The following is a 15,802-nucleotide window of genomic DNA, read 5'->3' as shown; positions in this document are numbered from 1 at the left end:
CACGCTTGCTCATACGAACCGGCGTGCCGTCGCGCACGAGGTTGACCATCTGGCCGATCAGCACCTCGACGGTGGCCGGGTCGTCGCCGAGCGCCGCCGCCGCGGCCTTGAGCCGGCTGATGTACCCGTGGTGATCGGCGCCGAGCATGTAGATGCAGAGGTTGAAGCCGCGGTTGCGCTTGTCACGGTAGTAGGCGATGTCGCCCGCGATGTAGGCGGCGTTGCCGTCGCTCTTGAGGACCACACGGTCCTTGTCGTCACCGAACTCGGTGGACCGCAGCCACCACGCGCCGTCCTTCTCGTACAGGTTGCCGTTGGCCTTGAGCTCGCCGATGCACTCGTCGACGAGGCCGGTGGCGAACATCTTGTCCTCATGGGTGAAGACGTCGAAGTCGGTGCCGAAGTCGTGGAGGCTCTGCTTGATGTGGGTGAACATCAGGTCCACCCCGACCGAACGGAACGTCTCGAGGCGGTCGGCGTCGGGCTGCGACAGCACCTCGGGGACCGTCTCGACGACCTTCGCGGCGATGTCGGCGATGTAATCGCCCGCGTAGCCGTCCTCCGGGGTCGGGTTGCCCAGTGCCGCGGCCTCCAGCGACCGGGCGAACCGGTCGATCTGGGCACCGTGGTCGTTGAAGTAGTACTCGCGCGTGACCGCACCACCGCGAGCGGCCAGCACGCGGCCGAGCGCGTCGCCGACGGCCGCCCAGCGGGTACCGCCCAGGTGGATCGGCCCGGTCGGATTGGCCGACACGAATTCGAGGTTGATGACCGAGCCGGCGAGTTCGTTTCCGCGGCCGTAGTCCGCACCCCGGGCCAGCACCGCCGCGACGACGGTGTTCTGCGCGGCGGCCCCGAGCCAGAGGTTCACGAACCCGGGACCGGCGATCTCGGCCTTCGCGACACCCTCGGCCGCGGCGAACGCCTCCGCGAGCCAGCCGGCGAGTTCCCGCGGGTTCACGCCGAGCCGCTTGCCCATCTGCAGGGCGACGTTGGTGGAATAGTCGCCGTGGTCAGCGTGACGGGGGCGCTCGACGACGATGGAGTCGGGCACCAGGTTCTCGTCCAGTCCGCGGTCGCGGACCACGGTCAGGGTCACGTCGCGCAGCAGCGCGGCCAGGTCGGCGGGAGTCACAGGACACCATCCTATTGGCCGCGGCCACTACACCGACAATCGCACCCTGCTCCACCCATCGGGCCCACCAGTACACTCGTGTGCGCCGAGCGCGGGCCGGGTCTGCCGCGGGTTCGCTCGGCCCCCGCAGTCGGACGAGGAAAGAAGTCAATGGCGCGCAAACCAGGGGCGAACGTCCCCAAGTCCCGCAAGCGAGCAGGATCCGTTCCCTCGGCGACGGGACGTCAGGTCGACTGGATGCTGATCGGCGCCGTCGTGGTGGTCATCGGCCTCATCGCCGGACTCGCGATCTACCTCGTCCCCAAGTTCAACGAGCGGCGGGCCGAACAGAAGGACGACTTCGCCGTGGAAACGGTGTCCGAGTTCGTGCCCTCACCGCAGAATCCCGATCCGTCGGCGAACATCCCGGGTGTGACGAAGCGCTACTACGAGGCCGCCCGGCACGTCACCGCGACCCAGCGTGTCGCCTACGACCAGTCGCCTCCGTTCGGCGGACCGCACGACGAGATCTGGGCGACCTGCACCGGCGTCGTCTACCCGAACCCGCTGCGGTCGGAGAACGCCGTCCACGCCCTGGAACACGGCGCGGTCTGGATCACCTACAACCCGGACACGATCTCACCCGAGGACCTCGACTACCTCAAGCAGCTCGTCCGCGGTGAGCAGTACCTGTTCCTCTCGCCCTACCCCGGACTCGACCAGCCGGTGTCGCTGCAGAGCTGGGGACACCAGCTCAAGCTCGAATCCGCCCGCGATCCGCGCGTCAACCAGTTCATCACCGCGCTACGCCGCAACATGATGCCCGGGGTGTACCCGGAGAACCCGCAGACCGCCGCATACCCCGAGACCCAGGCCACCTGTACCGCCATCCCCGGGTTCGATCCGTCGAACCCCCCGCCGGCCGACGAGGGTGAGCCCGGCCCCGACGCCGTCCCGATGGATGGCGGCAGCGGCAACCCGCAGCCCGCGGGCTGACGCGGGTTCCCTCCGAGCAGCAGACCAGGTAACGGACCGGGCCGCACGCCCCGACGAGATCGGTGAGGACCAGCGATGACCGACAACAGCGACCGGCCCGAATCGCGGGCCGGGACAACGACTCCCGAGGGTCCGTACGACACGGCCGAGCCGTCGTCGCGCCCACGGATCCTGCTCGCCCTGGGCGGCGCCGCACTCCTCCTGTTCGGTCTCGGCCTGGGACTGCTGATCCAGGCGAGCCTCGCCGACGACTCCACCGGCGACGATTCCCCGGCTGCGAACTCGGCGGCCGTCGGCTTTGCGCAGGACATGACCCGCCACCACGAGCAGGGTGTGGAACTGGCCGCCATCGAACTCGAACACGGCACCGACCCCGAGGTGCGGAGCATGGCGTTCGACATCCTCACCGCCCAGAGCAATGAGATCGGCCAGATGCAGTCGTGGCTGACCCGTTGGGGTCAGCCCGTCACCAACCCCGGCGCGACCATGGCGTGGATGGGCCACGGCGGTTCCGAGACCGACGGGCACGACCACTCCGATCCCGCGGATCACACCGGCGGCGGTCACGATCACGGCCACGGTGGCGACGGCAGTTCGGACCGCGGGGACATGGACCACGGAGACATGGATCACGGGGACATGTCCGCACCCGCCTCCGGCGCACCCGCCTCAGGTGCCGCGGACTCCGACGCCGAACAGCCGCCGATGCCCGGGATGGCGACGTCCGCGGAGATGGAACAGTTCCGCGCGATGCGGGGTCCCGAGGTCGACATCCGATTCCTCCAGCTGATGCTGCGTCACCACGAGGGCGGTCTGCACATGATGGAGTACGCCGCCGACCCGGCCAACGTCGAGCAGGCCTACGTCCGCGACCTGGCGTCGAGCATGAAACGGACCCAGGACAAGGAGATCGCCATCATCACCCAGATGCTGGCCCTGCGTGACGCCCAACCGCTTCCGATGAACTGAGCGCCCGCACGGCGGGTACGCCGGTGAGGTGAGCAAGTTCAGTCGGGCCACGCGGTTCTGCGAACGGCGATGATGGCGGCATGCTCTCACCACGCCTCGCTGCCGCGGTCGACGCGTTGCCACTGGCCCCTGGTCTGCGCGTCCTCGAGATCGGCTGCGGACCCGGGCCGGCAGCACGCGAGGTGGCGCGGCGGGTGGAACCCGACGGCTTCGTACTCGGCATCGATCGGTCGCCTCAAGCCGTGAACGCCGCCCGCCGGGCCGCGATCGCCGGCGGCTTCGGTCCGGACCGACTCGACTTCGACTGCAGCGCCATCGAGGACTTCGACCTCGGCGCGCGCATCCCGTTCGACGTGGCGTTCGCGCTGCGCGTCGGCGCACTCGACGGGCGACACCCCGATCTCTACGACGCGGCCGTGGGGGCCGTGGCCCGGGCGCTGCGTCCGGGCGGAGTGCTGCTTGTCGACGGCGGTGATCCGTTGCGGCGCATCGAGTTGCCGGCGAGTTGAGGCAGATCAGCACCGCGTGCGCGTGGAACTGTGGCGATCACGCCGGGGCTGTGGCACGCTGCTGCCCAGCGCCGCGTGCCGGTGGCGGACCGCATCAGGCATGGAGGCGCCGGGAGAGCCGTACGTGTGAGGGAACATCCTCCGGGCTGCTCGGTTCAGCAATAGGTATCGGTATCCGATACCTATTGCTGAACGCGGCAGAAGCCGCCTGACAATGGCACATACCCCGCCAAGCCCACCTGTTCAGCGCAGAGGCCAGGGATTATGGGATCGGGCCCCGGAGACTCCCGGGAAGAACGGCTACGCCGGTCAGTGCTACTGGTGCCCCCGATAGGATTCGAACCTATGGCCTTCTGCTCCGGAGGCAGACGCTCTATCCCCTGAGCTACGGGGGCTCATCGGGCGGGACTCAGCCTAGCGCACCGATCCGCCGACAACCCAATCGGCAGCTCAGGACACGCCGAGCGGGCTCTGCACTCGGACCGACGACCCGTGCTCGCCGCGGAGGACGTGCAGCTGGGCCGGGATTCGTGCCCGGAGTTCGTCGACGTGACTCACCACGCCGACGACACGCCCACCGGCCCGCAGGTCATCCAGGACCCCCATGACGAGGTCGAGCGCCTCGGGATCGAGGGTGCCGAATCCCTCGTCGATGAAGATCGTGTCGAGCACGCGGCCGCCCGACTCCGCGGAGACGACATCGGCGAGTCCGAGTGCGAGGGCCAGCGATGCGAAGAAGGTCTCGCCGCCGGACAGCGTCGTCGTCGGGCGGAGCGCGCCGGTGTACTCGTCGCGGACCTCGATACCGAGGCCGCCACGCCGGCCCCGGACACCCGCGGCGTCGGTGTGGACGAATTCGTAACGCCCCGAGGACATCTCGCGGAGACGACCCGACGCGGCGACGAGGACCTCGTCGAGACGCGCGGCCAGCACGTAGGACCGCAGCGACATCCGGCGCGCGTTCTGTCCGCGCCCGCTGACCAATTCGGCGAGTCCCTGGAGTTCGGCGTGGCGTGCCTGCAGAGGCGCCAGGGCGTCGAGGGCCTCCCAGAAGTGGGTGACGTACTCCTGGAGGTCGGCCGCCTGCCGGCCGGCCACGGCGTGTTCCTTCGCGGCGGTGTCCAGGCGGCGGCGGGCGGCATCACGGTCTGCGGTGAGCTGTTCGACATCCGGCTCCGGAGCCGACATCGCGGCGCGCACATCCTCGTCGGCGAGGGTCTCCTCGGCAGCGGCGCGCAGACTCGCGGCCTCCTGCAGCAGCGTGTCCCACGCCGCGATCTGCTTGTCCGGGACGGATGCCGCTCGGACGGCGGCGACATCGTCGAACCCGGCGTCGGCACACGCCGCGGACAATCGATCGGTCGCCTCGGCGACCCGGTCCCGCGCTCGCGCGGCTTCTTGCCGGGCGTTCCGGTGACGACGGGTGCGACGGACCAGCTCGGCGAGCTCACGGCGCCGCTCGGCGACCCCGCCGCGGCCGCCGGTTGCCTCCCGGACGGCCTCATCGAGCTCGGTGAGGGTCTGCCGCAACGCGGTCACCCGCTCGCGACGGGCGGACTGGGCCGACTCGTCGTCGGCGAGGGTGGTGCGCCATGCATCGACCTCGGCGTCGATCCGATCGATCGCCGTCTGCAGCGCGGGCAGTCGCGACGCGGTACGTTCCGCGGCAGCCAGTTCGGCGCCCACCCGGGCGAGGTCGGCGTCGACGGCGTCGGAACGAGCACCACCGATCACGGCGTCGAGATGCGTACGGCGTTCGACGAGGGCCGCCACCGCAGATTGCGCGATGGCCTTGATCGCGCTCGCCCGCTCCTCGGCGGCCGCTGCCGCGTCTTCGTCGACCGCGACCTCGGACGCCGGGACGCCGCCGTCGTCGGTGGCCGGTCGAGGGTGCGTCGCCGAACCACACACGACGCAGGGTTCACCCTCGACGAGCCCGCCCGCCAGTTCCACTGCCATCCCGGCGAGGCGACGCTCGCGGGCGTCGAGCACGCGCTCTCGCGCAGCGGCATGGGCGTCGCGGGCGTCGAGCAACTCCTTCTCGGCAGTCGCGAGCCGGACCAGCACCGCGTCCCGGTCGGTGTGTGCCTCGCGTACGCGGCGGAGTGCGTCGCGCTCGGCCCGGAGTTTCGGAACCTGCATCCGCAACTCCCCCGCTTCCGCCAGCGCGGCGAGGGCCTCTGCGCGACGTTCCGGCGCGGCGTCGAGCAGGGTCCGGGTCTGGGCAGTGCGGCGGTCCGCCTCGACGATGGCCGAGTCCAGGGTCTGGATCTCGGCGACCAGAGCCGGCCGCTGCGCGACGCGTTCGGCGAGGGGCTCCCACCGCCCCGACTCCTCGGTCCAGCGATCGATCGCCGCATCCAGGCGTGCGTCGAGATCCTCGTCTGACCCGACGGCGCACAGCGACTCACCCTCCGGCAGCGCGCACAGCTCGGCGTGCGCACGCGTGACGGCCTGCTCGGCGACCGTGAGTTCGCGAGTGACACGGTCGGCGTCGTCGGCGAGCGGCACGATGGGCGCCGCCTGCAGGGCCTGCCGACGAGCCTGTGCCGCCGCGCTCAGAGCGGCTTCGCCGTCCGCGAGCCGTGCGAGTCGCTCGGTGGCCGCACGCCCCCGGCGACGCAGCTCGGCGAGCCGGCTCCCGCTCTCGTACGCGGCCTGCGTCTGGTCGGCCGCGGCCTGCGCCGCACCTGACTCGAGGCGCATGCGCTCCGCGGCGGTGCGCGCACGCTCGAGACATTCCTGCGCCCAGTCGAAGTCGGGTTCGGCGGTCGGTTCGACCCCGCCCACCGCCACGATCTGACCGGCGACCCGGTCGAGCACGGCGGTCTGTTCGGTCAGCTTCGCCGCGCTCTCCCGCGCGCGGTCACGCAACCACTCCTCGAGGTCACCGAACCGCTCGGTGTCGAACAACCGCTCCAGCAGCGCTTCCCGCTCATCGGAGTGCGCGCGCAGGAATCGGGCGAAGTCGCCCTGCGGCAGCAGGACCACCTGGAAGAACTGATCGGCACTCATCCCCAGCAGCCGGACCACGGCGTCGCCGATCTCGGGGATGCGGGTCAGGTCGGGCCCGGATCCGTCGACCCACACGAGAGTCGCCCGGGCATTCACCTTGCGGGTGCCGTCGCCGCGCTTCTTGGGTCGTTCGTGCTCGGGCGACCGCGTGATCCGGAGTCGGCGGGACGCGATCGTCGCCTCGAGTTCGACCTCCGGGATATCCTCGGCCGCAGCGTGATCCGAGTGCAGGCGCCGGTTGGTGTCGCGCACGCCCGGTACCCGGCCGAACAGCGCGAAGGCGACCGCGTCGAGGACCGTGGTCTTGCCGGCGCCGGTCTGGCCGTGCAGCAGGAACAGTCCGTCACCGCCGAGGTCGTCGAAGTCGACCGTGATCTCGTCGGCGAACGGACCGAAGGCCCGGACGCGCAGACGGTGCAGCCTCATGCGGACTCCGCGACGATCGCCTCGATGTCGAACAGGGTCAGTTCGGCCGCATCCGATTCGGGTTCGCCGACCACGGCGCGGAGTGCGCGTTCGAGGAGCACCCGCTCCCCCTTCGTCGGCTCGTCGCGTACGTCCTCGATGAACGATGCAACGATCTCGGCGTCGGTCCGGCCGCGCACGCGGGAACGGTAGTCGACGCCGGAGCCGGAATGCGGCCGCTCCCACTGCACATGGACCGCGAACGGGAACCGCTCGCGCAGCCGACGCATCGCGTCGGTCGGGCGGACCGGGTCGGTCAGCGTCACCTCGACGTAGTGGTCCTGCGCCGCGGCGTACCTTTCGTCGGTCAGCAGGTCGCCGAGAACGCCGGTGAGAGAGCTCAGTTCGCGGACGACGGGCAGCTCGTGTGCGCGGACCTCGGCGACGCCGTCGGCGTCGAGATCCACCACCAGGGCCGCCTTCCGGTGGGTTCGCTCACCGAAGGAGTACGGCAGCAGCGAACCGCTGTAACGGACCGTGTCGGTGACACGTTGCGGCGAGTGCAGATGCCCGAGGGCGACGTAGTCGGCGCCCGAGAACGTCTCGGCGGGAACCGTTTCCACCCCGCCGACACTGATCGAGCGCTCCGAACCGGAGGCCGCGGCCCCGCTGACGAAGGCGTGGGCGACGACCACGGACCGAACCCGGCGCGCAGCCAGATCGGTGCGGACGCGAGTCATGGCGGCGTCGAGGACAGCGGTGTGCCCGCCGATCGACTCGACGCCGAGGTGGCGTCGCGCGGTGTCGGGTTCGAGATAGGGGATGCCGTAGAACGCGACGTCTCCGTGGGCGTCCGACAGGATGACCGGACGGTCGATGTCGGCGATCGAGGTCCGCAGATGCAGGCCACCGGCGGCGGCGAATCCCGACCCCGCACCGAGGCGGGTGGGCGAGTCGTGATTGCCCGAGGTGACGACGATCTGCGCTCCCGCAGCGGCGATCTCGGCCAGGCCCTCGTCGTACACGCGGACCGCGTCGGCGGACGGGACGGACCGGTCGTACACGTCACCGGCGACGATGACGGCGTCGGCCGACTCCGCGGCGACCAGTGCGGCCAGATGCGACAGTGCGCGACGCTGGTCGGCGAGCAGCTCGACCCCGTGGAACGTCCGGCCCAGGTGCCAGTCGGAGGTGTGCACGATCCGCATGGGCGCAACCTTACGGTCGGGTGCCGACAGATCGTGGGACGCGCGCTCGCCTACGCCGTCGACCCCGGCACCGACTCGGACCGACCGGCGTCGGCGCCCACCGCGTACGGGTCGACGACCTGCGGTGGGACCGTCTGATGCGCGGGCCGGACGAAGAAGAAGGTCGCCACGACGCCGATCAGCAGCGCGGCCGCGGGCAGGTAGAGCGACTGCCCCATGGCGGTCGCGAACCCCTCGCGCAGGAACTCCGGCAGTTGCCCGGCCGCACCGTCCTGGGCGTTCTCGGCGTCGACGCCGGGCAGCTCGGCCGCCAGCCGGGTCTGCAGAAGCGCTCCGATCATGGCGGAGCCGAGAACCGAACCGATGACCCGCAGGGTGTTGTAGACGCCGGCCCCGGCCCCGGCCTGATGCCACGGCAGATTGCGGGTGGCGGTCGCGGCCAGCGGCGCCCAGATACCGGCCGAGGCCACACCCATCAGGCACAACGGAATCACGATCAACCAGACCGGGGTCTCCGGGCGGGCGACGAAGCCCAACCACGCGATGGCGATCGCGTTCAGCAGCAGTGCCGAGGACACGATCGTGCGCGGGTGGACGCGATCGACCACCCGGCCCACGATCGGAGCCAGGACACCGGTCAGCACCGCCATCGGCACCAGAACGACCGCCGACTCCGTCGGCGACATCCCGCCGACGAGCTGGAGGAAGAACGTCAGGGGGATCATCATCGCCGACACGGCGAAGCCCATCGACGCGATGCCGATGGTCGACAGCGAGAAGTTACGGTCGCGGAACAGCGACAACGGGACCAGGGGCTCGGTGCGGATGCGGGACTGCCAGTAGACGAAGACCCCCAGGACCACGACTCCGCCGACGATGAGCAGCCAGATCCAGGTATCCCAGTCGAAGGTCTCCCCCTCCTGGATGCCGAACACCAACGCGGACAGCCCCACCGCGGACAGGCCGACCCCGATCCAGTCGAACTGGTGGTCGTTCGTGCTCACCCGCGGGACGAGAACGGCCGCGAGGACGAGACCGGCGAGGCCGACGGGCAGGTTGATGAAGAAGATCCACTCCCAGCCGAACGCGTCGGTCAGCACGCCGCCGAGCAACGGACCGACGAGGGTCGCCACGCCGGCGACCGTGCCCCACACGCCCATTGCGGCGCCGCGCTTCTCGGCCGGGAAGATGCGAGTGATCAGCGCCATCGTCTGCGGGGTGATGAGGGCGGCGCCGACACCCTGCAGACCGCGGGCCGCGATCAGCTCACCGATCGACGACGACAGGCCGCACCAGAGGCTGGCCGCGGTGAAGACCGCCAGACCGAGCTGGTACATCGTCTTGGGGCCGAACTTGTCACCCAGGCGACCGGTGATCAGCAGCGGCACCGCGTAGGTGAGCAGGTACGCACTGGTGACCCAGACGACGCCGTTGACATTCGTGTCGAGGTCGGCCTGGATACGCGGCTGGGCCACGGCCACGATCGTCATGTCGACGAGGATCATGAAGAAGCCCACGCAGAGCGCCAGCATCGCGGCCCACGGGCGGCCGGTGACCATCTCGTCGATGCCCGCGTTCTGGCCGCGGGCGGCGTCGCTCGACTGCATTTCCTCGATGCTAGACCTGTCCGATTCGTGAACGGCCCGCGCGATCACGGGTTTCGCGGCAGCTCGGGGCGGGATGTCGCTCCGGATCATTACTGTGGAGCCCATGAGCACAGAGTCCGAGCAGAGCACCGCGTCCGAGGGCGAACAGGGTTCGTACGTGATGACCGGCGAGGAGTTCGTCCGGGACACGAAGTACATCGAGACCCGCATCACCGCCGACGGCCGGGACGGCTATCCGGTGGAGGCCGGTCGGTACCGGCTCGTCGCAGCCAGGGCCTGCCCGTGGGCCAACCGGACCCTCATCGTGCGGCGGCTACTCGGCCTCGAGGACGCCATCTCGCTCGGGCTGTGCGGTCCCACGCACGACAAGAACTCGTGGACCTTCGACCTCGACCCCGGCGGAGTGGACCCGGTCCTGCAGATCCCGCGACTCAAGGACGCCTACGAGAAGCGGATCCCCGGCTACCCGAAGGGGATCACCGTGCCGGCGATGGTCGACGTGCCGACCGGCGAGGTCGTCACCAACGACTTCCCGCAGATCACCATCGACTACTCGCTGGAATGGACCGCCTTCCATCGCGACGGCGCGCCGGAGCTCTACCCGGAGCGTCTGCGCGACGAGATCGACGAGGTCAGCCACGGCATCTACACGGAGGTCAACAACGGCGTCTACCGCTGCGGATTCGCCGGCAGCCAAGAAGCCTACGACGCGGCGTACGACCGGTTGTTCACCAAACTCGGCGAGTTGTCCGAGCGGTTGTCGACGCAGCGCTACCTGGTCGGCGACACCATCACCGAGGCCGACGTCCGGCTCTTCACCACCCTGGCGCGATTCGACGCGGTGTATCACGGCCACTTCAAGTGCAATCGGAGCAAGTTGAGCGAGATGCCGGTGCTGTGGGCCTACGCCCGGGACCTGTTCCAGACGCCCGGCTTCGGCGACACCACCGACTTCACCCAGATCAAACAGCACTACTACATCGTCCACACCGACGTGAATCCCACGCAGATCGTGCCGAAGGGCCCGGACCTCCGCGGCTGGCTCACCGCACACCATCGCGACGACCTGGGCGGTCGCCCGTTCGGTGACGGCACACCCCCCGGTCCCCCACCACCGGCCGAGGTCGTGCCCGCAGCGGACTGGGTACCGACGGAACGAGCGGCGGCGGAATGAAAGACAAGGCGTCACAAGGACTTTCGGCAGACCACGGCCGTACGCCCCCCGGCAAGGCCGTCGAGGTGACCGGCGGCATCCTGGACCGGGCACAGCGACTGCAGGCACCCGCGGTGAAGAAGTACGTCGATTCACTGCGGCGGAAGTACCCCGACGACTCACCCGCGCAGATCATCGAGCGGCTCGAGAAGCGTTATCTGAACGCGGTCACCGGTTCCGGCGGCGCCGTCGGCGCGGCGGCCGCGGTGCCCGGTGTCGGCACGATGACCGCGTTCGGGGCGATGACCGGGGACACGGCGTTCTTCCTCGAGGCGTCGGCCCTGCTCGCGCTGTCGATCGCCGAGGTGCACGGCATCCCGGTGCACGAGTCCGAGCGTCGCAAGGCCCTGGTCATGACCGTCGCGCTGGGCGAAGAGGGTGTGCTGGCCCTCGGTCGCGTGGTCGGCACCGGAGGCGGTGCGCTGCGCCGGCTCGGTGGAGCCGCCCTGCCATCCGGTGCGATCACCAAACTGAACAAGACCCTGGTGAACAAACTCGTCAAGAAGTACGCGATCCGCCGGGCGCCGCTGATCTTCGGCAGGCTCATGCCCGCCGGTATCGGTGCGGTCATCGGTGGTGTGGGGAGTCGCGCCCTCGGCCGCAAGGTCGTCCACAACGCGCGCGAGGCGTTCGGGCCGGCACCCCGGACGTGGGTCATCGACGTCGACTTCAGTGAAGCACCCACCCCGGATCCGCTCCCACCCGGTTCGTGGTGACCGCGGCGGCCGCACCGCACCCGCAGTCGTCGGCAGCCGCGCCCGGCTGGATCCGCCGACTCCTCGGTGAGTCATGGCGATACCGACGCGTCGTCGTCGTCACGATGATCTTCACCCTGGTCGCCGTTGGGGTGGACGTCCTGATGCCGCTGCTGACCAAGGCCGCGATCGACCACGCCACCGGCGTCGTCGACGACGGCCTCTCGCTACGCACCGTGATCATCGCGCTGGTCGTCTTCGCCGTCGTCCGTTACGCCTGCCATCTCGGCCGGCGGGTGTTCGCGGGACGGCTCGCGGTGAACGTGCAGAACACGCTGCGACTCCGACTCCTCGACACCCTGTTGCACCTCGACGGCCGCAGCCAGCACCAGATCCGCACCGGACAGATCGTGTCCCGCTCGATCTCCGACATCCAGGTCGTCCAGAGTCTGCTGGCCATGGCGCCACTGTCGTTGGGCGCCGCGGTGCAGATGGTCGTGGCCCTGGCCATCATGGCGTACCTGTCGCCGCTCCTGACCGGGGTGGCGTTGCTGATCGCCCCGCTCATCGCCCTCGAGGTGTGGCGTACCCGGCGCCGGCTGTTCGCGGCGACGTGGTCGGCGCAGCAGGCCGCCGCCGACGTCGCCCAGCACGTGGAGGAGACCGTCACCGGCGTGCGGGTCGTGAAGGGTTTCGGCCAGGAGGAACGCGCGGTCGACGACCTCATCACCCGGTGCCGGACGGTGTTCGCTCGCCGACTCCGCGCCGCCCGGATCAATGCTCGATTCGCCCCGACCCTGGCCGCCATCCCGCAGCTGGGCATGGTCGGGGTGATCGTCGTGGGCGGCTACCTCACGATGACCGGCGCGATCACGGCCGGCACCTTCGTCGCGTTCAGCACGTACGTCGCCACCATGACCGGCATCGCCCGACTGCTGACGAACCTGATCGTCAACGCCCAGCTGGCGCGGGCGGCCGTCGAACGCGTCTACGACGTCATCGACCATCCCCACGATCCGGGCGACACCGCGACCGGCACGCTGCCCGACGGCCCCCTGGGCGTCGAACTGGACGGTGTGGGGTTCGCCCACCACACCCACGACGCCGACGACCCGCCCGCCGTGCTGTCCGGTATCGACCTGCGGATCGAGCCGGGCGAATGTGTGGCGATCGTGGGTCCGCCCGGTTCCGGCAAGTCGACCATCGCCGACCTGGTCAGCCGGTTCGAACGACCCGACTCCGGGACGATCTCGCTGCTCGGCGAGAGCGCCGGTGACGAGCCGTCCCGGTACCGGATCGACGACCTCGCGCCCGAGGCACTCCACCGTGCCGTCGCCGTCGTGTTCGACGAGCCGTTCCTGTTCTCCGACACCATCACCGCGAACATCGCGATGGGCCCGGCAGCCGCCGGGGCCGACACCGCCGACCGGGTTCGGGCAGCAGCCGCCGCGGCAGACGCCGCCGAATTCGTCGAGGCGCTCCCCGACCGATACGACACCGTCATCGGCGAACGCGGACTCACCCTGTCGGGCGGGCAACGTCAGCGCATCGCCCTGGCACGCGCCCTGTTCGCCGACCCCCGCATCCTCGTGCTCGACGACGCGACGTCCGCGGTGGACGCGACCACCGAGGCGCGCATCCTGGGCGGGCTCCGCGACCGCCGCGCCACGATGCTGGTCCTCGCCCATCGACGTTCGACGCTCGTCCTCGCCGATCGCGTCGCGGTGCTCGACAACGGCCGGATCACCGCGCTGGGGACGCTCGCCGAACTCGAGGCGACCTCACCGCGCTTCCGCGGGCTGATGTCGAGCACCACGCAACCGGCACCCGACGGCGTCCACGACGACATCCCCGGCGCGGCCCCGGTCGCCGACACCGCGCCACCGCTGCGCGGACCGGGCCCGACCGAGATCGAGAGCCTGTGGCCCGAAGTAGCTTCCGACTCGATCGACGTCGCGGCCCGGACCTCTCCGGCGATGGGGGCGGGCTCACGGACCGGTCGCGGCGGCGGCGTGGCCAGCGCGCTCGGTTCGATGCCGGCCACCCCCCAGCTCCAGGCCTCGGTGGACGCGCTCCCCCCGGCGGTCGAGCGGCCGGAGGTCGACGTCGCCGCCGCCCGACGCGAGAACCCGGTCTTCACCCTGCGCGGACTCCTCGCGCCGGTCCGGTGGCTGCTCGCCGCCGCACTGCTCGCCATCGCCGTCGACACGCTCGTCGGCCTGGCCTTCCCGAGCATCGCCCGGGCGGTCATCGACTCGACCGGACACACCGAGGGGTCGACCCTTCTATGGGCCGCGGTCGGCGGTGTCGTACTGGTCGGGGTCGGCTGGGTCGCCGCGTCGTCGATGGCGATCACCTCGACCAGGGCCGGCGAACGGGTGCTGTTCGGACTGCGGATCCGCAGTTATGCCCACATCCAGCGCCTCGGACTCGACTACTACGAGCGCGAGCTGTCGGGCCGGATCATGACCCGGATGACGACCGACATCGATGCCTTGTCGACGTTCCTGCAGACCGGACTGACCTCGGCGATCGTGGCGGTGCTGACGCTCGTCGGCGTCGGTGTCGCGCTCCTGATCACCGGCCCCCTGCTCGGACTCCTGGTGCTGCCCGTCTTCCCCCTCCTGATCGCCGCGACGATCGTCTTCCGCCGCGTCGCGAGCCGCGCCTACACGCGCTCGCGCGAGCTGATCAGCGTCGTCAATGCGGACTTCCAGGAGAACATCGCCGGCATCAAGACCACGCAGACCTACCTGCGCACCGACGACGCCCAGGCCCGGTTCGCGCGTCGTTCCGGAGAATGGGTCGAGGCCCGGATGGTCTCGCAGCGGGCGATCGCCTCGTACTTCCCGCTCATCCAGCTCATGTCCGACATCGCGACCGCGATCGCGCTCGGCGTCGGCGCCGGGCAGGTGGCGTCGGGTTCGCTCTCGGCGGGCACACTCGTCGCCTTCGTCCTCTACCTGACGATGCTGTTCGGTCCGGTGCAACAGCTCTCGCAGGTCTTCGACGGCTACCAGCAGGCGGCCGTGGGGCTCCGCCGGATCGGCGACCTGCTGCGCACGCCGAGTTCGCTGCGCACCTCGACGAGAGCCGAGTCCCCGCCACACGGGGGCTTTGACGGCGTCGTCGACTTCGACCGGGTCGGATTCCGCTACCAAGGTTCGACGACGGATGCGCTGTCCGCCGTCGACCTGCACATCCCGGCCGGGTCGTCGCTCGCCCTGGTCGGCCGGACGGGCGCCGGCAAGTCGACGATCGTCAAGCTGCTGGCGCGCTTCTACGATCCGACCACCGGACGGGTCCTGGTCGACGGCACCGACATCGGTGACTACGAACTCGCCGGATATCGGCGGCGGCTCGGCCTCGTCCCGCAGGAGCCGCACCTGTTCACCGGCACCGTCGCCGAGAACATCGCCTACGGCCGGCCCGACGCCGATCGGGCCGCGATCGTCGACGCCGCCGCCGCGGTCGGCGCACTGCGCATGATCACCGCCCTGCCCGGCCGGATGAACCATCCCATCGGGGAACGCGGCCAGGGGCTGAGCTCGGGCCAGCGCCAACTCATCGCACTGGCCCGGGCCGAACTCGTCGAGCCCGATCTGCTGCTGCTCGACGAGGCGACCGCGACCCTCGACCAGGCCACCGAGGCGCAGGTCCTCGCCGCCGGTCGGGCGGTGACCCGGCACCGCACGTCGGTGATCGTCGCCCACCGACTGGCCACGGCCGCCCGCGCCGACACCATCGCGGTGGTGGACGGCGGACGGATCGTCGAACTCGGAACACACGAGGAGCTGCTCGCGTTGGGACAGAGGTACCGCGGCTTCTGGGATGCCGGTGTCGATCCCGACGAGCCGGCGGTGCCCCGCCCCGACTCACCCGCTCCGACCAGCGCACGGAGGGCCGCCACGACGGTCACGCGGGCCACCTCGGAACTGACTCCGTAGTAACAGGTCGGTAGGTGTGAGCGAGTCGACGACGCGTAGCATCGTCAGGTGGTTCACCGATAGTCTCCACAAGAGACGACGCGTGGCAGAGAACCCGGCACCTTCAGGGAATTGAGGCGAGATA

Annotated in this window: 10 protein-coding genes and 1 tRNA gene; 6 read left to right on the top strand and 5 right to left on the bottom strand. The window is 70.3% G+C overall.

Going from position 1 to position 15,802, the window contains the following annotated elements; genetic code table 11:
• Window positions 1-1,135, bottom strand: a 1,135-nt coding sequence (locus tag M4D77_RS12620; protein ID WP_259936357.1) for an arginine--tRNA ligase, incomplete at its 3' end; no start/stop codon positions are given.
• A 150-nt stretch (window positions 1,136-1,285) separates the two neighbouring features.
• On the opposite strand from M4D77_RS12620, the gene M4D77_RS12615 reads away from it, so the two are divergent.
• The 3 genes from M4D77_RS12615 to M4D77_RS12605 all read left to right on the top strand — a co-directional run bounded on the left by M4D77_RS12615 (window position 1,286) and on the right by M4D77_RS12605 (window position 3,588).
• Entirely contained in the window at window positions 1,286-2,110 is an 825-nt protein-coding gene (locus tag M4D77_RS12615) for a DUF3105 domain-containing protein (protein WP_259936356.1), read from the top strand.
• Between the two features lie 75 nt (window positions 2,111-2,185).
• Complete coding sequence (locus M4D77_RS12610; protein WP_259936355.1) at window positions 2,186-3,079, top strand: DUF305 domain-containing protein; 894 nt, start codon at window positions 2,186-2,188, stop codon at window positions 3,077-3,079.
• Between the two features lie 80 nt (window positions 3,080-3,159).
• On the top strand, window positions 3,160-3,588 hold the full coding sequence (locus tag M4D77_RS12605) for a cyclopropane-fatty-acyl-phospholipid synthase family protein (protein WP_259936354.1): 429 nt from the start codon (window positions 3,160-3,162) through the stop codon (window positions 3,586-3,588).
• A gap of 319 nt (window positions 3,589-3,907) precedes the next feature.
• Here M4D77_RS12605 and M4D77_RS12600 read toward each other — a convergent pair.
• The 4 genes from M4D77_RS12600 to M4D77_RS12585 form a co-directional block, all read right to left on the bottom strand.
• Window positions 3,908-3,983: transfer RNA gene (locus M4D77_RS12600), tRNA-Arg, on the bottom strand.
• Window positions 3,984-4,038: 55 nt separating this feature from the next.
• A complete protein-coding gene (locus tag M4D77_RS12595) occupies window positions 4,039-7,029 on the bottom strand; it encodes an SMC family ATPase (RefSeq protein ID WP_259936353.1) in 2,991 nt (996 codons plus the stop codon).
• Window positions 7,026-8,216 carry an exonuclease SbcCD subunit D gene (locus M4D77_RS12590; protein ID WP_226512999.1) on the bottom strand — a complete coding sequence of 397 codons (1,191 nt, stop codon included), beginning with the start codon at window positions 8,214-8,216 and terminating at the stop codon, window positions 7,026-7,028. Before M4D77_RS12590 ends, M4D77_RS12595 begins: the two co-directional genes overlap by 4 nt.
• A gap of 50 nt (window positions 8,217-8,266) precedes the next feature.
• Complete coding sequence (locus M4D77_RS12585; RefSeq protein WP_065632830.1) at window positions 8,267-9,823, bottom strand: MFS transporter; 1,557 nt, start codon at window positions 9,821-9,823, stop codon at window positions 8,267-8,269.
• A 103-nt stretch (window positions 9,824-9,926) separates the two neighbouring features.
• Here M4D77_RS12585 and M4D77_RS12580 point away from each other — a divergent pair, with 103 nt between their 5' ends.
• From M4D77_RS12580 to M4D77_RS12570, 3 genes are read left to right on the top strand one after another with little or no spacing between them, the layout of a single operon-like run.
• The gene (locus tag M4D77_RS12580; RefSeq protein WP_068969918.1) at window positions 9,927-10,997 is read left to right on the top strand and encodes a glutathione S-transferase family protein; all 1,071 of its coding nucleotides are present in this window, start codon (window positions 9,927-9,929) and stop codon (window positions 10,995-10,997) included.
• Complete coding sequence (locus M4D77_RS12575) at window positions 10,994-11,752, top strand: hypothetical protein (RefSeq protein WP_259936352.1); 759 nt, start codon at window positions 10,994-10,996, stop codon at window positions 11,750-11,752. The genes M4D77_RS12580 and M4D77_RS12575 overlap by 4 nt, the downstream gene beginning before the upstream one ends.
• On the top strand, window positions 11,749-15,678 hold the full coding sequence (locus M4D77_RS12570) for an ABC transporter ATP-binding protein (protein ID WP_259936358.1): 3,930 nt from the start codon (window positions 11,749-11,751) through the stop codon (window positions 15,676-15,678). The genes M4D77_RS12575 and M4D77_RS12570 overlap by 4 nt, the downstream gene beginning before the upstream one ends.
• Window positions 15,679-15,802 lie beyond the last annotated feature (124 nt).

It is taken from the genome of Gordonia sp. p3-SID1431 (genome assembly GCF_025143765.1).
GTDB classification, from domain to species: domain Bacteria; phylum Actinomycetota; class Actinomycetes; order Mycobacteriales; family Mycobacteriaceae; genus Gordonia; species Gordonia hongkongensis.
This window is presented reverse-complemented; position numbering and strand designations above follow the sequence as displayed.